The sequence below is a fragment of the Halosimplex salinum genome, from assembly GCF_003730195.1.
GTDB classification, from domain to species: Archaea; Halobacteriota; Halobacteria; order Halobacteriales; family Haloarculaceae; genus Halosimplex; species Halosimplex salinum.
In genome coordinates, this window is sequence record NZ_QWGG01000004.1 from 122,662 (window position 1) to 138,788 (window position 16,127).

Here is a 16,127-nt window from a genome sequence, read left to right on the forward strand (position 1 = left end):
CGGTCCCGTTCAGAACTCCTGCAGCGCTTCCAGCGTCGCCTCGGCCTCGCCGCTGTCGAGGACCTCGCGGGCGATTTCGAGCCCCTCGTCCAGCGAGTCGGCGTCCTCGCGGGCGTAGATCCGCAGTGCGGCGTTGAGCGCGACGGCGTCGGCGAACTGGTCGTCGCGCTCGCCAGTCAGGACCTCTTTCGTGATCTCCGCGGAGTCGCCGGCCACGTCGTCGACCTGCAGGTCCTCGCTCTCGAAGTCCATGCCGTAGTTGGCGGTCTCGATCTCGAAGTCGTCGAGTTCGTCGTCGCCGTCTCTCGGGTCGCTCCGCTCCCCGCTCGACGATTCGTCGGTGCTCCGCACCGACCCCCACTCGGCCACGATAGTCGATCCGGGTCGCACGTCGTCGTAGCCTTCCATCCCCTGGAAGAACAGGGTCCGGGAGACGGTCTGGCTCTGGGCGGCCTGCAGCGTGTCGGTCATCTTCGTCGCGAACGCGAGGTGGTAGAAGGAGCCGAGATGCACGTCGGCGTTCGCGGGGTTTGCGAGCGTCTCGACGGTGTTGACGAAGGTTCGCACGCCCATGTTGTCGCGGCGGTCGAACAGCGCGTCGATCCCGGGGTTGAACTCGGGCTGGTAGTAGTAGCCGAAGCCGATCTCGTCGACCATGTCGGCGCTCTCGGAGGGGCGAAGCTCCGTCTCGACGCCGAGTTCGTCGAGGACGTGCTTGTAGGCGTCCTGTTTCTGCGTCGGGACGCGGTCGCCGCTGTGGACGACGACGGGCGTGCCCGCCGCGGCGGCGACGAGTCCCGCAGCGACGCCCAGAATAGCTGAGCGGCCCTTGCCGTCGTAGTTGGCGCCGCAGTCCACGGGGTCGGCCTCGGGTTCGGCCGTCTCGACGCTCTCCTCGCGCATCACGTCGACGTAGGCGGCGAGTTCCTCGGGGGTGTTGCGCTTCCAGCGGTTCGCGAGCCAGAACGCGCCGAGCGTGGTGTGGTCCGGTTCGCCGGCGAGGATCCGCTGGAACGCCTCGCGGGCCTGGTCGCGGTCCATGTCGTCGGCGGACTTGTGTCCCGAACCGACGACCTCGGTCATGAGCCGCTTGAGCGGCCAGTCGCCGAACTCCTGCGTCGCTTGTGCCATACGAAGCCGTTCGGACTGTGGATTATAAAGCGGCGCGCTTCGGCTGACTCGGTGGTGAGGGGTCGGGTGTGGAGTGTTCGGTGTGGCGTGCGAACTGAACAGCAGCGAGGGTACCGTACAATCGCCGCGATCGACGCGGATCCGAGTTACAGCAGGTCGTCGCCCAAATCTACGTACTTGCCCGCTCTCCCGCCTGGACTCGGGTACCCCCCGGAGAACAACCTGAAAACGACGAACAGGTACACGGGGAGGCTGACTACGGTCAGGAGATCGACAACCCAGTAGTCCCGTCCGCCTTGTCCGCCGAGGGCGTTCACGGCGAACCAGTCGATAGCGAACAGCACGACCACGAAGCCGCCGATGAGAGCGAGCAGTATCGCGGCGACGACAGCGAGCAATAGCGCTCTGCGTAGCAGCCACTGGGCCGCACTCGAAGTCACTGAACGGACCCGCTGTCCTCGTTCCCCCATACCGTAGCACCTCGTGTCAGCGAAGTAAATGTTGTGGTGGAGAGAACGTCTCAAGCCTTCATATTGCGTGGCCGTGCTTCTCGTTTTGGACTCGATTCCGATTCGGGCGGGGACGGAGACTGCCGAAGCCTCGGTGGAACGACCTTCGAGTTCGGAGAGTTGATCGCCTATACTGAGCATTCGCGCGAGCGAACGGAGTGAGCGAGTCGTCCGGCCTTTTTCACCACCGGGAGAGCAAAGCTCTCCCGAGCCTTGTCTCGCTTCGCTCGGCAAGACCATGTTTTTGCCGGCCGGGTTCCCGCAGGGAGCGCAGCGACCGAGGAAACCCGGCCGGGAAAAAGATGGTCCGAAAGGGATAGGGCGCTCTACTCCTAACCACCGTCGAATGAGTCAGGGGACCGCGGACTGGCGGGCACAGGTGGACGCCGTGGACGCGGCCATCGTGGACGGGTGGCAGAGCGGGTTCCCGGTCCGGGAGCGGCCGTTCGAGGCCGTCGCCGCCGATGTCGGCGTCGACGAGGCCGAGGCGCTGGAGCGGGTCCAGCGTCTGTACGAGGCGGGCGTCTTCCGGCGGTTCGGGCCGGTGCTCAACCCGCCGGTGATCGGGAGTTCGACGCTGGCGGCGGTCAAGGCGCCCGCGGGCCGCTTCGACGAGGTCGCGGCGGTGATAAACGAGTACGACCAGGTGAACCACAACTACGCGCGCGACCACGAGTGGAACATGTGGTTCGTCGTGACCGCCGCCTCGAAGGAGCGACGCGACGAGATCCTCGCGGAGATCGAGGAGCGGACGGGCTGTACGGTGCTGGTCCTGCCGATGCTCACCGACTTCTACATCGATCTGGAGTTCCCGGTGGTCAACACCGACCGGTTCGCGCGGGAGAGTCTGGCGGAGACCGACGTGTCGGCGACGACGATCAGCGAGCGGGCCGCGGCGGACCTGACGCCGCTCGACCGGCGCGTCCTCCTCGAGATACAGGAGGGGTTCCCGCTGACGGCGACCCCCTACGCCGACGTGGCCGCGGCGGTCGACGCCCCGGTGGCGGACGTGCTCGACAGCGTCGAGCGCCTGCTGGCCGACGGCTGTATCAAGCGGATCGGCTGTGTCGTCAACCACCTCGTGACGGGGTTCGACGCCAACTGCATGGTCGTCTGGGACGTGCCCGACGACGACCTCGACGAGTGCGGCGTCGCTGTGGGGCGGCTCCCCTACGTCACGCTCTGCTATCACCGGCCACGCCGGCCGGACCAGGACTGGCCGTACAACCTCTTCACGATGATCCACGGGCGCGAACAGGACGCGGTCGACGAGAAGATCGACGAACTCGCGGACGAGCACCTGCCGTACGACCACGAGCGGCTCTACTCCACGGAGACGCTCAAACAGACCGGGGCGCGCTACGAGGACCTCGTCGACGACCGGGCGGGAGAGTAGGGTCGAGGCCGGAGCGGGTCAGGTCCGAGCGGGTCGGGCGACGAGTCCGGCGCGTCTGGAGTGGTGTCGTCACGGGAACGGGAAACCGACGGAAGCTTTTTGCGCCCCGTTGTTCCATATGTCTACACTCGAATGACGGGTCCTGAGCGGGCGGTGGTCCTGATCGTGGACGACGAGCCGGCGGTCGCCGACTCGTACGCCGCACACGTCCGCGAGACGCACGCGGTCCGAACCGCCTACGGGGGGGAAGAAGCGCTCGAGAAGCTCGACGAGGACGTCGACGTGGTGTTGCTCGACCGACGCATGCCGGATCTGGTGGGGGACGAAGTTCTGGAGACGATCCGGGAGCGCGGACTCGACGCCCGCGTCGCGATGGTGACCGCGGTCGACGCGGACTTCGACATCGTCGACATGGAGTTCGACGACTACGTCGTCAAGCCCGTCACGGGGGCGGAGCTGCTCGAAACGATCGACCGCTTGCTCCGATGTGCGGAGTACGAGCGGACGCTCCGGGAGTACTACCGCGTCACTCGCACGTACGTCGCGCTGGAGTCGACGAAAGAGCAGGCGGAACTGGACGACAGCGAGGAGTTCAGGCAACTCGAGTCTCGGCGGGGGGAGTTACGCGACTCGCTGTCGACGGCCGCCGAGAGCCTCGCCGACGACGACTTCGAGGCGCTGTTTCGCGACCTCGAGGACTGAACCGGTCGGAGAGAGCGCTCGAACCCGACTGGTCGGGATCGCTGGGGACGCTCCGTGGGGACTCGCCGTGAGCGGCGAGTACCCGTCCTTTCGAAAACACTATTCGGGGAAAGTCCTAAGCCGGGCGCAATGACTCCGCAACTGCCGGACGTCCAGGCGTCGAGCCCGGACGTGACCGTCGGCCTCAATCGCGTCGGCGTCACCGGCGTCGAGAAGCTCGTCGAGATCGCGCGCGAGGAGAAACGCCCGTACGTCCTGATGGCCGAGTTCGAAGTGTTCGTCGACCTGCCCAGCTGGCGGAAGGGCGCGGACATGAGCCGCAACATGCAGGTCATCGACGAGACCCTGGAAGCGGCCGTCAGCGAGACCAACTACCGCGTCGAGGACATCTGCGGCAACGCCGCCGAGCGGCTCCTCGAGAAACACGACTACACCGAACAGGCGGAGGTCCGCATGGAGGCGGAGTTCGTCACGCGTGAGCGAACGCCCGAGAGCGACCTCCCGACGCAGTCGACCGCGGACGTGATCGCCTCCGCGACCGCGACCGAGGACGGCACGCACGAGGAGGTCGGCGCCCGCGTCACCGGGATGACCGTCTGTCCCTGCTCGCAGGGGATGTCCGCCGCTCGCGCCCGCGAGAAACTCCGCGACCAGGGCGTCGACGACCGGACCATCGAGGAGTTCCTCAAAGAAGTCCCTCAGCCCGGGCACTCCCAGCGCGGCCACGCCACGCTCACCGTCGAGAGCGAGGGCGGCCCGGACGTGGACCTGACGGAGCTCATCGAAGTCGCGCGCGACTCGATGAGCGCGCGGATCTACAACCTCGCCAAACGGCCCGACGAGGACCACATGACCTACCAGTCACACCTCGACGCGAAGTTCGTCGAGGACTGCGTGCGCGCGATGGCCGAGGGCGTGATCGAGGAGTTCCCGGACCTCGACGACGAGGCCGTCGTCCGCATGGAGCAGTCGAACGACGAGTCGATCCACCAGCACAACGCCCACGCCGAGCGCGTCGCCGACGTCGCGACGCTCCGCTCGGAGGTCAACGGCGACGACTGAGGGGCTGACCTCGTCAGGACGCCGCCTCTTCCGACCCGTTCGCCCCGTCCTCGCGGTAGACCAGAAAGTAGAACAGCGGGAGCGTGACCAGCAGCGCTCCGAACGTGTTCCGCGGCTGTGCGAACACGTCCGGCGGCGAGAACACCGTTCCGGCCATCATCGCGCTCAGCAGCGCGAGCAACACCGTGAGCGTCAACCGCTCCTCGTCCGACTGCGGGCGCGCGCGCTCGGGCCGATAGTAGACGTACGCCACTAGTGCGGGCGGGAAGACGGCGACGGTCGCCGTGGAGCGGAGGACGTGGTCGCTGTCGCGGGCGCGAGCGTCCAGATACACCCAGACGACCAGCGTGACCCACGTGAGCGCCGGGATCGTCGCCCCGGCGACCAGCGCCCCGGTCGTCTGGAGCGGCGCCGACGCGACCGCACCGAACGGTCCAGCGACCACATTGAGCGGTCCCGCGACCGCGAGTGGGGAGATCATGGACTCGCGTAGTCGCGCGGGCGTCCTAAGCCTTCCCTGTCGACAGCGGCGCTCGACCGCCCCGGGATCGGCCCCGAGACCATGCGCCGAAGGCCGGACGCGGCGAAGATTGATGCCCCGTGCGATCGAATAGCAGGCATGGCCAAGCGCATCCTCGTCCCGGTCGACCGGTCCGAGCAGGCCCACGAGGCGTTCGACTTCGTCGCCGAGGAGTTCGACGACGCCGAGGTCGTCCTCCTGCACGTGATCAACCCCGCCGAGGCCGGCTACAGCGCGCAGGCCTCCATCCCGACGTTCTCCGAGGAGTGGTACGAGGGCGAGAAGGCCGCCGCCGAGGAACTGTTCGGCGAGATCGCCGCCCTCGCGGCGGACACCGAACTCACGGTCACCCGCGAGATAGAGGTCGGCAAGCCCATCCGCGCCATCGTCGACTACGCCGCGGACCACGACGTCGACCAGATCGTCATGGGAAGCCACGGCCGGTCGGGCGTCACGAGGATCCTGCTCGGGAGCGTCGCGGAGGCCGTTGTCCGCCGGTCTCCCGTTCCGGTCACCGTCGTCCGCTGAGCGGTCCTCCGTGCGGTTCCGGTCCGCGCTGCCGCTCAGTCGTCGCCCGCGTGTCTGACGATGTGGACATCGTAGCGGGGGTCCTCCGAGACGGGTGCGCCGACGCTGGAGACCGGCGTCGAGACGCGACCCGCGTTCTCGCTGCCGATGAAGACGATCGTGGCGTCGGCCTCCTGCGCGACGGTCCGGATCGTCCGAACCACGTCGGTCGTCACGGACGCCACGGAGCTCACGTCTTCGGGACGTTCACACTGGAAGGTCGCGTCGGGGGCGATCGCTTTCACCTGTGCTTCGAGGGCCGACGCGACGTCGTCGGGGTCGTAGCGGTCCGTCTCGTCGATCCAGCCGCGTTCGACCGCGAAATCCCGCTCGTCGAGGGGGACGACGGACAGCGCGAGGACTTCTTCGTCTGTGAGCGCCGCGAACTCGCGCGCTCGCTCCAGCGCGGCCTCGGCGAGGGCGGACCCGTCGAACGGAACCAGATAGGTCATGTCTCGTCGTGCGGTCGCCCACATCTTATAGACGGCGGCGTCCCGGGACGACGGTCGCTGGTCGCGGGGCCGACCGGCCGACCGTCCGGTCGCCGTCGTGCGACGGAAACGACAGAGGAAAGGTCCGCTGGGACGAATCGCGTGGCATGGCAGAGGACGGACCCGTCGATCCGAGCACGATCGGTGAGCGCGACGCGCCGCCCGTCGAGGAGAAACCGTACAAGATCATCTTCGAGGCGAACAAGTGCTTCGGCGCCGGGAAGTGCGCGGAAGTCTCCGACAACTGGAAACTCGACATCTCGACGGGCATCGCCAAACCGGAGGCGTACTTTATCGACGAATCGGACCTCGACGACAACGTCCGCGCCGCGGAGGTCTGCCCCGCGAAGAAAGACCGCGGCGTCATCCACGTCGTCGACCGCCGCACCGACGAGGAGATCGCCCCCGACCCGAACGGCGACGGCTCGCTCTCCGTCGACTGGTGAGGGAGTCGGTCTCGGCTGTCGAGACGCCGCCGGTCAGTCGGTTTCGTCGTCGCCGGCCGAGGACTGCTCTTCGGCTGGTTCGACGGTGTCGACGGTCACCCGAGCTTTCTGGATACGGCTGTCTTCCACCTGTTCGGCCCGTAGCGTCACGTTCTCGTAGTCGAACTCCTCGCCCTGTTCGACGAGGCGCCCGGCGCGGTTGAAGATGAAGCCCGCGATGGTCTCGAACTCCTCCCCCTCGGGGAGGTCGATGTCGAGCGTCTCGTTGACCTCGTCGATGGTGACCTCGCCGCGGACCAGCACCTCCGTTTCGGTGACGTACTCGAACGGGTGTTCCTCGTCGCCCACCAGTATCTCGCCGACGATCTCCTCGACGATGTCCTCTATCGTGATGAGCCCCTCGGTGGCACCGAACTCGTCGACGACGATGACCATGTGCATCCGGTTCTCGCGCATCTCCAGGAGGAGTTCGTCCACGTTCTTGGATTCGGGGACGTGGAGCGTCGGGCTGACCACGTCCGCGACAGCGAGATCGGGGGCGTCGGCGTTGGAGTCCCTGTCGAGGTCGCGGATGTCGAAGACGCCGATCACGTTGTCCAGCGACCCCTCGTACACCGGCAGGCGGGCGTGGCCCGACTCCATACACTCCTCGATGGCCTCCTCGACGGTCGCGTCGCTGGATATCGCCTCGACGTCGAGGCGGGGAGTCATCACTTCCTTGGCGGAGGTGTTCTGGAACCGCAGGGTGCGCTGGATCATCTCGCGTTCCTCCTCGTCGAGGATCCCCTCGCGCTCGCCCATCTTGACCATGTTCCGGATCTCGTCACGACTGACGTACGACGACTCGATGGACGAGTCCCCGGGAGTGACCTTGTTGACGAGTCTCGTCAGGTAGTAGAATATCGTGATGAGCGGCCACAGCACCTTGCCGACGATACGCAAGAGCGGAGCGACGGTCCGCGCCCACGTCTCGGTGTTGTCGACGGCGTAGGACTTGGGTGCGCTCTCGCCGAACAGCAGGACCATCGACGTGATACCGAGCGACGAGACGAGGACCGCCGTGCTCGCGTCGAAGTAGAAGCCGACGATGGTGGTCGAGATAGAGGACATCGTGATGTTGACGAGGTTGTTCCCGACCAGAATCGTCACGAGCAAGCGGTGGGGGTCCTCCTTGAGGGATTTGACCGCCTGTGCGCCGCGCTTGCCGTGCTCGACCATCGCGTCGATCTGGTGGTTCGACAGGGAGAACATCGCGATCTCCGACGACGAGAAGAAGCCAGACCCCATGAGGAGGAGCAGGATGAGGACGATACCGATCGCGGTGATCCCCGTCTGGTCCAGTTCGATCCCGATCGGTACAGCGGACTGCGTGACACTGGCCACAGATACCGCTGTGAGCGGTGATAACCCCATTACTATCGCATTTTACGAGAGCGAAGGTTAATCCTTGTGTGAAGGAGCGATGATACGGTCGCAGGTGCGCCGTCGGTCGGCGCCACTAGTCGAGACGCACCCCACACCGAGCGTCCGGCGCCGGAGGCGCCGGTTCGCCGGTCGCGACCGCAGGAGCGACCGGTTTTTTCACCCATGTTTTTGGCCCGGGGGTGCCCGCAGCGAACGAAGTGAGCGAGGACACCCCCCGGCGAAAAAGATGGTTAGAAAATGTTGGCCTGCTCGTACACCGAGATGCCGTCCATCGTGATCTCGTAGGGTTTGGTCTCCCGGGAGTGGTTGGCGTTGCGTATCTTCTGAATCTCGACGGCCAGCCTGGTCTCCTGGGTCTCCGAGCGGACGTAGCGCAGGAGGAGGACGGCGTCGGTGAGGTACTCGATGATGCCGTGGCGTGAGGAGTAGGGGTTGTCCTCGTTGGCCTCGCTGGTGAGGACGGTGGTGACGCCGGCCTGCTTGAGACTCTGGGTGAAGTCGAACACCTCGGTGCGCCGCCGGGAGACGTCGTCGTACATCATCTCCAGCAGGGAGACGGAGTCGAGGACGAACCGGTCGGCGCCGAAGTCCTCGATGAGTTCCGGGAGTTCGCCGCGGATGTTGTCGAGGCTGTTGGCCATCTCGACGGGGTCGAGGTCGATGACCGCGAGGTTGCCGTCCTCCTCGTGGCGGTCGAACTCCCAGCCGCGCTCGTTGGCGGTGGCCATGATGTCCTCGTAGGTCTGTTCGAGGGTGATGAAGACGCCGCGGTCGGTGTCCTCCTTCTCGAGGCCGTGCTGGAGGAACTGGAGGCCGAACGTCGTCTTCCCGGTCCCGGCGCCGCCGACGATGACGATGAGGTGGCGAAGCGGGATGCCGCCCTGAACCATGTTGTCCAGCCCTTCGATACCGATGTCGAGGCGGGGGATGTCCGACTCGAAGTCGTCGTCCTCGAAGTCGGCGTCGCCGCCGCTTCCGCCCATCGCGTCGGAGAAGTCCTCGTCGAACAGGCCGCCGCCGTCGCCGTCCGGGTCCGTGTCGGCCCCGAACTGACCACCGCCGCCCGCGTCGCCGAAGGGGCTCTCCTCACCGGTCCCGACGTCGCCGAACGCGCTCGCGCCGTCGTCGCCGCCGGTCGGACCGCTCCCGGCACTGCCGGACCCGCCGAACGACGGTTCCTCCGCGTCCGTCCCGCCGAACGACGTCTCGTCGCCGTCACCGCCGAACGACGGTTCCGCGGTGTCCGCACCGCCGAAGGAGTCGCCGTCCCCGTCGCCGCCGGCGAACGGGTCGTCGGTGTCGCCACCGGCGAACGGGTCGTCGTCTCCGCTCTCGTCGTCGAACGACTCGTCCGCTCCGGCGTCTGTCGGCTCCTCGGACTCGTCGTCGCGGAGCGCGTCCTCGAACCAGTCGTCGTCTGCGTCGTCGCTCATGCGTTCAGCACCCGGTTTTCGGGGAAACCATGGCCGAAGATGAGTCTCCCTACGGATTAATGTTGCCCGCCGACTATCGGAGCTGATTCGAGCAGTCGGATGCGAGCGGTCGGGTGCGAGCGGTCGGGCCACTCGCGGAGCTGTCCGTCCGGCGGACGGCGAAGGCGTCGTTTATTGGGGTGGACTGCGAACACGCCGACGATGCGAGTCGGAATCGTCGGGCAGCGGGGTAACAGTCGCGCCGCGGCCATCGTCGCTGATCTCTACGAGCGCCTGGACGGGATGGGCGTCGCGGTCGCCGTCGACGAGGAGTCGGCCAACGACCCGGCCGCCTGGCCGAGCGACCACCCCGACCCGGACGAACTGGGCGTGCCCGTCGACGAGTTCGTCGACTGCGACCTCGTGGTGAGCATCGGGGGCGACGGCACCTTCCTCTTCGCCGCCCGAGCGGCCGGGTCGACCCCGATCATGGGGGTCAACCTCGGCGAGGTCGGCTTCCTCAACGCCGTCAGACCCGAGAACGCGGTCGACGCCGTCGCCGCGGAAGTCGAGGAGTACCAGACCCGCGGCGCGGTACAGACGCGGGACATGCCGCGCGTGCAGGCGACCGGCGAGGGGTGGTCGCTCCCGCCGTCGCTCAACGAGGTGGTCGTGCAGGGGCCGCGGCGCGGCCACGGCGGCGGCGCCGCGGTCGAGGTGCGCGTCGACGGTTCGCTGTACACCAGCGGGCACGCCGACGGCGTCCTCGTCGCCACGCCGACCGGAAGCACCGCGTACAACCTCAGCGAGGGCGGGCCGCTCGTCCACCCGAGCGTGTCGACGCTCGTCCTCACGGAGATGTGCGGCGAGGAGTCGATGCCGCCGCTGACCGTCGGCGTCGACAGCACCGTCACCGTCCGACTCGACGACGCCGACGGCGGGTTCGTCGTCAGCGACGGTCGCGCCCGACAGGAGCTGTCGGTCCCGGCACAGGTGACGATCGAACGCGCGGACCAACCGATCCGGATCGCCGGACCGCCGCTGGACTTCTTCGCCGCGCTCGGGAAGATAGAGTGAGCGGCGGTCGGAGCACGCGCTCCGACACCGCGTCGTGAACTGGTGACTTGGGAGAGAACGAGGAGCGAGCGGCCGGTCAGTTCTGCGCGGTCGTGTAGAGGACGGGCGAGACGACCACGAGGATCAGGCCGATCATCTTGTACTGGAGGATGCTGCCGAGGAGGCTCAGCTCGCTGGGTTCGTACATGCTACCGGGGACGAGGAGAAAGAGCGCGCCGAAGGTGATGAGGTGGAGCGTCAGCAGTTTCCGGGACCGCTGGGTGGCCACGGCGAACAGTCCCAGGACGAACCCGACGATGAGCGCGTCGCCCATGTTCACCTTGAGCAGGAACCCGTCGATGACCTGCAGTGGGATCGCGAACATTCTTGTCTGGAAACTGGCCGTGATACGGACTTTAACCTTCCGTTCCCGCGCTGCTACCGTCCGGTGTCGTACTTGTAGGTGGCCTCGTCGGGGTCGATCCCGAAGTCCTCGGGGCCCTCCTCGGGTTCCGTGTCCTCTTCGGCGGCGGCAGCGCTCTTGAACGACTCGCGGAGGCGGTCGGGCACCTGGAATCGCTCGGGGTCGACGCGCATCGGTACGGCCTCGGGCGCGACGCCCGCCCGCTTCTCCTCCAGTCGCTCCTGCAGGCGCTCGGGCAGTCCCGACGTCTCGATGCGCTCGAAGCCGAACTGCGAGAGGTACTCCGGCTGGTCGGTCAGCGAGTAGACGGTGTCGAACCCCTCGTCCCCGGCGGTCCTGACGAGTCGCTCGACGACGTGCGCGCCAACGCCCTGGTCGCGCCAGCCGTCGAGGACGCCGATGCTCGTGAGCTCACACACCTCTCCGTCGTCGGTCTTGTGGACCCGGTAGCGGCCGAACCCCGCGCGCTCGTTGGACGCCTCGTCGATCGCGATGACGTAGTCGCGCGAACGGAACGCTGTCTCGTCTAACCCCATCGCCTCGATGTGGTCCAGCAACCAGGCCTCGTCGCGGTTTTTCGCGTCCCGAACGTACATATGCTACTCTCAGACGGCCACGTGAAAAGTACTTGCGGGCCGGTGCGCCCACGCCCCCTCGCGGAACCCGACGGGCCGACGGGGCCGGCATCCGACCCACATCCGACACGATCGTTCGGGAAAGTAACTTATGACAGCTGAGCGAAGTTCGGGTATGGCGTCCGATTCACTCGAGGACATCGACGAGGTGGTCCACCGGCCCGACCGCGAGTTCGTCGAGTCGACGAACGTCTGGGCGTTCATGCAGGCGTACGATATCGACGACTACGAGGAGCTGATCGACAGGACGACGCGCGCCGACCCGGACGAGCCGGCGTCGGGGGTCGACTGGTTCTGGGACACGATGACCGAGTACCTCGACGTGGAGTTCTTCGAGCCGTACGACCGGGTACGAGACGACAGTGAAGGCCCGCAGTTCACCGACTGGTACCCCGGGGGAACGACGAACGTCGCGCACAACGTGCTCGACCGCCACGCCGCGAGCGACGTCGAGACGCGCAACAAGGTCGCCTGCATCTGGGAGGGAGAACCCGTCGACGAGAACGGCGAGGCGACGGAGGTCCGCGAGGTCACCTTCCACGAGCTCCACCGGCAGACCGACGAAGTCGCGAACTACCTCGACTCGAAGGGTGTCGGCGTCGGCGACACGGTCGGGCTGTACATGCCGATGGTCCCCGAGGTCGTCTCGATCCTCTACGGCTGTTTCAAGGTGGGCGCAATCGCCGTCCCCATCTTCTCGGGGTTCGGCGTCGACGCGACCGCGACGCGGATCGACGACGCGGAGTGCTCGGTGCTGTTCACCGGCGACGGCTTCTATCGCCGGGGGAGCGAGGTCCGCCTGAAGACTACCGCCGACGATGCCATCGAGGAGGCCGGCTACGTCGAGGAGGTCGTCGTCTACGACCGGCTCGGAACGCGGGGCGACGCGGACGGCGACGCCGAGGCGAGCGACCACGACATCCCGTGGACCGAGGGCCGGGACCGCTGGTGGGACGAGGCCGTCGCGACGCGGGACGACGAGTTCGAGACGCGCGAACTCGACGCCGACCGGGAGTCGATGCTCCTCTACTCGTCTGGCACCACCGGGGAACCGAAGGGCATCGTCCACACCCACGCCGGCGTGAACGTCCAGTGCGCCAAGGAACTGTACTTCGGGTTCGACCTGCAGCCCGCAGACCGCTTTTTCTGGGTCTCCGACATCGGCTGGATGATGGGCCCGTGGACCCTGATCGGCAACCACCACTTCGGCAACACCGTCTTCATGTACGAGGGGGCGCCGGACTACCCGGACCCGGACCGCTACTGGGAGATGATCGACCGGCACGGGATCACGCAGTTCGGTATCTCCCCCACCGCGATCCGCGCGCTCCGCAAACACGGTGACGAGTGGGTCGAGGACCACGACCTGTCGACGCTCCGCCTGCTCGGTTCGACCGGCGAACCGTGGGACCCCGAGTCGTGGCTGTGGTTCTACGAGACGGTCGGTGGCGGCGACGCCCCGATAATCAACATCTCCGGCGGCACCGAGATCTGCGGCTGTTTCCTGATGCCGATGCCGATACAGGACCTCAAGCCCTGCACGCTCGGGGGACCGGGGCTCGGGATGGACGTCGACATCGTCGACGAGACAGGCGAGAGCATCGCCGACACGCACGAGCGCGGGTACCTCGTCGCTCGCGACTCCTGTCCCTCGATGACGAAGTCGCTGTGGTCAGGCGACGAGCGCTACCTCCGGGAGTACTGGTCGAGGTGGGAGGACCGCTGGAACCACGGCGACTGGGCCCAGAAGGACGAGGACGGGTTCTGGTTCCTCCACGGCCGGGCCGACGACGCGCTGAACGTCGCCGGTCGGAAGGTCGGCCCCGCGGAAGTCGAGGGCGCCGCCATCGAACACGACGGCGTCAACCAGGCCGCGGCCGTCGGCGTCCCGGACGACACCACGGGGACGGCGGTCGTCCTCTACGTCGTCGTCGAGGACGATTTCGAGGAGGGCGACGACCTGCGCGAGGAGATCCGACAGCTCGTCGGCGAGGAACTGGGCAAGCCGTTCCGCCCCCGCGAGGTGCTGTTCGTCGACGAGTTCCCCAAGACCCAGAGCGGGAAGATCATCCGCCGGGCCGTCCAGGGCACCTACACCGGCGAGGATCTGGGCGACATGTCCAGCATCGAGAACCCCGACGCGCTCGACGAGATCGACGCCGCGCGGTGAGCACCGACGCGCTCGGACGCTGGGGGCGTCCGGGGTGAACATGTCAACCCGCCCCTTTTCCGGGCTCGGAGTCGTCTCTCGTAGCATGCCATCAAGTACCACACACGACCGGCTCGCTGTCGAGCCGATCACCGACGACGACCTGCTGTTCGTCGACGACGACCGCTTCGCGCCGGGGAACGTCGCCGTCGTCACCGGTGCGGCCTCGGGCATCGGGCAGGCGACCGCGCTCGCGCTGGCCGCGAACGGGCTCTCCGTCGCAGCGACCGACGTGGACGAGGAGGGCCTGCGCGAGACGGTGGCCGAAGCCGACCGCCTCGGCGTCGACGGCAGCGTCGAGACGGTCGTCGCCGACCTCACCGCCGACGAGGACGTCGAGCGCATCGTCGAGCGGGCCGCCGACTTCGGGACGGTCCGCTACCTGGCCAACGTCGCGGGGCTCCAGCACATCGACGCCGTCGAGGACTTCCCGATGGACCGGTACGACCTGATGCACGACGTGATGCTCCGGGCGCCGCTGTACCTCTCGAAACTCGTCGTCGGTCGGGTCCGCCGGACCGACGACGGCGTCGGCGTCGTCGGGAACATGGCCTCGGTCCACGGCCACTACGTCACCGCCGACAAGGTGGGGTACAACGTCTCGAAGTTCGGCCTCCGGGGACTCACACAGTCTATCGCCGCCGAAGGCGGGAACGGGCTCCGGGCGTTCTCCGTCTCGACCGGATACGTCAAGACCCCGCTCGTGACCGACCAGATACCCGACACCGCCGACCAGCGCGGTATCAGCGTCGACGAGGTCATCGACGACGTGATGCTCGGTCAGTCGCGCGTGAAGGAGATGATGGACCCCGTCGACGTGGCGAACCTCTTCGTCTTCGGGTTCTCAGAGCACGGCGACCACCTCAACGGCGGCGATCTGCTGTTCGACGGCGGGATGACGCTCACCTACGAGTAGCGACGGAACGGACGACGGCGGCGCACGACTCAGTCCCGGTCGAGGACCGCGTTGCAGTTCGGACAGTTCGCGTGGCCGGCGTCGGCCGCGTACGTCTCCCCGCAGATCGGACAGAACTCGTTTTTCGTGGCGTTCGAGCGACTGGCCTCGGCGGTCACGTCGTCGGCGTCCTCCGGCGGCGTGTACACCCGGGTCTGGCCGGCCGGCTCGACCGAGCCGTCCGCCGAGGCGGGCGCCCCCTCACCGTCGGTCGCGGCCGGTCCGCCCGCGTCGGTGTCGGGGTCGGGGTCGGTGGCCGCCGAATCCGGCGTGTCCTCCGTCGACTCGGCGGCCTCGCTCTCGTCGCCGGAGGCAGTGCCCATCGCGAGGCGGTCCCGCGTCCCCGGCTGGACGACCTGCGGGTAGCGCTGGCCGGCGCGGATCGCCGACCGCGGCACGTCCGGCCGGCGGATCCTGACGAGCAGGCTGGCGAACAGCTGGACCCAGACGTAGGCGACTGCGAGCACGCCGGGGACGGCGACGGCTGCCAGCGGGAGCACCGGGGCGGAGACGCCAGCCCGACTGACGGTGCCGAACGCAATCTCGGAGACGCCGTAGCGCGCGGCGGCCCCCTCCACGAGCGCCGCCTGGTTGGCGAGCGCCGCCGTGCGGCTGACCGCCGCGGTCGTCGCGACGACCGCCGAGACGAACAGCAGGAACTTGAGCAGGCGCGGCGTCGAGAAGGAGTACACCCGGTAGCCGTACGCGACGGTACGGACGAGCAGGAGGGTGTTGGCCACGCCGACCGCGGCGAGGACGTACCACGTCGCGGCGCCGCGGACCGCGGCGACGGCGACGCCGACGGCGAGGAGGGCGAGCGGCGGGACGAGCGCGACCAGCGGGCGGTCGAAGCGGTAACACTGCTCGACGTTGCCGCGGAGGTTCGTGAGGTTCCCGACGACGTAGCGGACCGCAGCGAGCGACGGGACGAGGATCCAGAGCACCGCGAACGCGGCCGTGAGGGCCGTCGCCTCCGAGGACCAGGGGTCGACGGAGTACGAGCCGACGGCGAGGTCCGCGATCTGCGAGACCGCGGCGCCGGTGCCGGCGAGCCAGATGAGGTAGCCGGCGGCGCCCAAAACCAGGCCGGCGAAGAGCCACCGCTCCTCGTCCAGGAGGAGGCGGGCGGACCTGCCGAGTTCGCGTCTGGTGTCTCTGGTATCCATGCTGGCCTGTCCGACCGGGGG

At 67.7% G+C, this 16,127-nt stretch carries 17 protein-coding genes; 8 read left to right on the forward strand and 9 right to left on the reverse strand.

The genetic code is table 11. The features are described 5' to 3' along the window. Positions 1 to 9: 9 nt before the first annotated feature. Entirely contained in the window at positions 10 to 1,131 is a 1,122-nt protein-coding gene (locus tag D1409_RS11915; RefSeq protein WP_123537212.1) for an anthranilate phosphoribosyltransferase, read from the reverse strand. 146 nt (positions 1,132 to 1,277) lie between these two features. Further along, complete coding sequence (locus D1409_RS11920) at positions 1,278 to 1,601, reverse strand: hypothetical protein (RefSeq protein WP_123537213.1); 324 nt, start codon at positions 1,599 to 1,601, stop codon at positions 1,278 to 1,280. A gap of 385 nt (positions 1,602 to 1,986) precedes the next feature. Here D1409_RS11920 and ahbB point away from each other — a divergent pair, with 385 nt between their 5' ends. The 3 genes from ahbB (at position 1,987) to mptA (ending at position 4,800) form a co-directional block, all read left to right on the forward strand. After that, complete coding sequence (ahbB, locus tag D1409_RS11925; RefSeq protein WP_123537214.1) at positions 1,987 to 3,036, forward strand: siroheme decarboxylase subunit beta; 1,050 nt, start codon at positions 1,987 to 1,989, stop codon at positions 3,034 to 3,036. Between the two features lie 132 nt (positions 3,037 to 3,168). Then, on the forward strand, positions 3,169 to 3,738 hold the full coding sequence (locus tag D1409_RS11930) for a response regulator (protein WP_123537215.1): 570 nt from the start codon (positions 3,169 to 3,171) through the stop codon (positions 3,736 to 3,738). 129 nt (positions 3,739 to 3,867) lie between these two features. Next, positions 3,868 to 4,800, forward strand: coding sequence for a GTP cyclohydrolase MptA (gene mptA / locus D1409_RS11935; protein ID WP_123537216.1), 933 nt, complete (start codon positions 3,868 to 3,870; stop codon positions 4,798 to 4,800). Between the two features lie 13 nt (positions 4,801 to 4,813). On the opposite strand, the gene D1409_RS11940 is transcribed toward mptA, so the two are convergent. Next, positions 4,814 to 5,281, reverse strand: coding sequence for a hypothetical protein (locus tag D1409_RS11940; protein WP_123537217.1), 468 nt, complete (start codon positions 5,279 to 5,281; stop codon positions 4,814 to 4,816). A gap of 138 nt (positions 5,282 to 5,419) precedes the next feature. Here D1409_RS11940 and D1409_RS11945 point away from each other — a divergent pair, with 138 nt between their 5' ends. Continuing rightward, the gene (locus D1409_RS11945; RefSeq protein ID WP_123537218.1) at positions 5,420 to 5,848 is read left to right on the forward strand and encodes a universal stress protein; all 429 of its coding nucleotides are present in this window, start codon (positions 5,420 to 5,422) and stop codon (positions 5,846 to 5,848) included. Between the two features lie 35 nt (positions 5,849 to 5,883). Here D1409_RS11945 and D1409_RS11950 read toward each other — a convergent pair whose 3' ends face one another. After that, positions 5,884 to 6,339 carry a universal stress protein gene (locus D1409_RS11950; protein WP_123537219.1) on the reverse strand — a complete coding sequence of 152 codons (456 nt, stop codon included), beginning with the start codon at positions 6,337 to 6,339 and terminating at the stop codon, positions 5,884 to 5,886. A 146-nt stretch (positions 6,340 to 6,485) separates the two neighbouring features. Here D1409_RS11950 and D1409_RS11955 point away from each other — a divergent pair, with 146 nt between their 5' ends. Further along, a complete protein-coding gene (locus D1409_RS11955; RefSeq protein ID WP_123537220.1) occupies positions 6,486 to 6,824 on the forward strand; it encodes a ferredoxin in 339 nt (112 codons plus the stop codon). A gap of 33 nt (positions 6,825 to 6,857) precedes the next feature. Here D1409_RS11955 and D1409_RS11960 read toward each other — a convergent pair whose 3' ends face one another. Continuing rightward, positions 6,858 to 8,237 (reverse strand): hemolysin family protein, encoded by a 1,380-nt coding sequence (locus D1409_RS11960; RefSeq protein WP_123537221.1) that lies wholly within the window; start codon positions 8,235 to 8,237, stop codon positions 6,858 to 6,860. Between the two features lie 242 nt (positions 8,238 to 8,479). Beyond that, positions 8,480 to 9,682, reverse strand: a complete 1,203-nt coding sequence (locus D1409_RS11965; protein WP_123537222.1) for a KaiC domain-containing protein — start codon at positions 9,680 to 9,682, stop codon at positions 8,480 to 8,482. Positions 9,683 to 9,883: 201 nt separating this feature from the next. Here D1409_RS11965 and D1409_RS11970 point away from each other — a divergent pair, with 201 nt between their 5' ends. Then, the gene (locus D1409_RS11970; RefSeq protein WP_123537223.1) at positions 9,884 to 10,738 is read left to right on the forward strand and encodes an NAD(+)/NADH kinase; all 855 of its coding nucleotides are present in this window, start codon (positions 9,884 to 9,886) and stop codon (positions 10,736 to 10,738) included. A gap of 76 nt (positions 10,739 to 10,814) precedes the next feature. On the opposite strand, the gene D1409_RS11975 is transcribed toward D1409_RS11970, so the two are convergent. Then, positions 10,815 to 11,102 carry a hypothetical protein gene (locus tag D1409_RS11975; RefSeq protein ID WP_123537224.1) on the reverse strand — a complete coding sequence of 96 codons (288 nt, stop codon included), beginning with the start codon at positions 11,100 to 11,102 and terminating at the stop codon, positions 10,815 to 10,817. Positions 11,103 to 11,155: 53 nt separating this feature from the next. Then, positions 11,156 to 11,737 carry a GNAT family N-acetyltransferase gene (locus D1409_RS11980; RefSeq protein WP_123537225.1) on the reverse strand — a complete coding sequence of 194 codons (582 nt, stop codon included), beginning with the start codon at positions 11,735 to 11,737 and terminating at the stop codon, positions 11,156 to 11,158. A gap of 154 nt (positions 11,738 to 11,891) precedes the next feature. On the opposite strand from D1409_RS11980, the gene D1409_RS11985 reads away from it, so the two are divergent. Next, a complete protein-coding gene (locus D1409_RS11985; protein ID WP_123537226.1) occupies positions 11,892 to 13,946 on the forward strand; it encodes an AMP-binding protein in 2,055 nt (684 codons plus the stop codon). Positions 13,947 to 14,031: 85 nt separating this feature from the next. Further along, entirely contained in the window at positions 14,032 to 14,901 is an 870-nt protein-coding gene (locus D1409_RS11990) for an SDR family oxidoreductase (RefSeq protein WP_123537227.1), read from the forward strand. A 29-nt stretch (positions 14,902 to 14,930) separates the two neighbouring features. Here the strand turns inward: D1409_RS11990 and D1409_RS11995 are convergent, their stop codons facing one another. After that, positions 14,931 to 16,106 carry a hypothetical protein gene (locus D1409_RS11995; RefSeq protein ID WP_123537228.1) on the reverse strand — a complete coding sequence of 392 codons (1,176 nt, stop codon included), beginning with the start codon at positions 16,104 to 16,106 and terminating at the stop codon, positions 14,931 to 14,933. Positions 16,107 to 16,127: the final 21 nt, after the last annotated feature.

Bases quoted from the DNA above. Each gene is read 5' to 3' on its own strand.
- D1409_RS11945 (WP_123537218.1), top strand. From the start codon at position 5,420: ATGGCCAAGCGCATCCTCGTCCCGGTCGACCGGTCCGAGCAGGCCCAC.
- D1409_RS11990 (WP_123537227.1), top strand. From the start codon at position 14,032: ATGCCATCAAGTACCACACACGACCGGCTCGCTGTCGAGCCGATCACC.
- mptA (WP_123537216.1), top strand. From the start codon at position 3,868: ATGACTCCGCAACTGCCGGACGTCCAGGCGTCGAGCCCGGACGTGACC.
- D1409_RS11920 (WP_123537213.1), bottom strand. From the start codon at position 1,601: ATGGGGGAACGAGGACAGCGGGTCCGTTCAGTGACTTCGAGTGCGGCC.
- ahbB (WP_123537214.1), top strand. From the start codon at position 1,987: ATGAGTCAGGGGACCGCGGACTGGCGGGCACAGGTGGACGCCGTGGAC.
- D1409_RS11980 (WP_123537225.1), bottom strand. From the start codon at position 11,737: ATGTACGTTCGGGACGCGAAAAACCGCGACGAGGCCTGGTTGCTGGAC.
- D1409_RS11940 (WP_123537217.1), bottom strand. From the start codon at position 5,281: ATGATCTCCCCACTCGCGGTCGCGGGACCGCTCAATGTGGTCGCTGGA.
- D1409_RS11965 (WP_123537222.1), bottom strand. From the start codon at position 9,682: ATGAGCGACGACGCAGACGACGACTGGTTCGAGGACGCGCTCCGCGAC.
- D1409_RS11985 (WP_123537226.1), top strand. From the start codon at position 11,892: ATGGCGTCCGATTCACTCGAGGACATCGACGAGGTGGTCCACCGGCCC.
- D1409_RS11955 (WP_123537220.1), top strand. From the start codon at position 6,486: ATGGCAGAGGACGGACCCGTCGATCCGAGCACGATCGGTGAGCGCGAC.
- D1409_RS11975 (WP_123537224.1), bottom strand. From the start codon at position 11,102: ATGTTCGCGATCCCACTGCAGGTCATCGACGGGTTCCTGCTCAAGGTG.
- D1409_RS11950 (WP_123537219.1), bottom strand. From the start codon at position 6,339: ATGACCTATCTGGTTCCGTTCGACGGGTCCGCCCTCGCCGAGGCCGCG.
- D1409_RS11960 (WP_123537221.1), bottom strand. From the start codon at position 8,237: ATGGGGTTATCACCGCTCACAGCGGTATCTGTGGCCAGTGTCACGCAG.
- D1409_RS11915 (WP_123537212.1), bottom strand. From the start codon at position 1,131: ATGGCACAAGCGACGCAGGAGTTCGGCGACTGGCCGCTCAAGCGGCTC.
- D1409_RS11995 (WP_123537228.1), bottom strand. From the start codon at position 16,106: ATGGATACCAGAGACACCAGACGCGAACTCGGCAGGTCCGCCCGCCTC.
- D1409_RS11930 (WP_123537215.1), top strand. From the start codon at position 3,169: ATGACGGGTCCTGAGCGGGCGGTGGTCCTGATCGTGGACGACGAGCCG.
- D1409_RS11970 (WP_123537223.1), top strand. From the start codon at position 9,884: ATGCGAGTCGGAATCGTCGGGCAGCGGGGTAACAGTCGCGCCGCGGCC.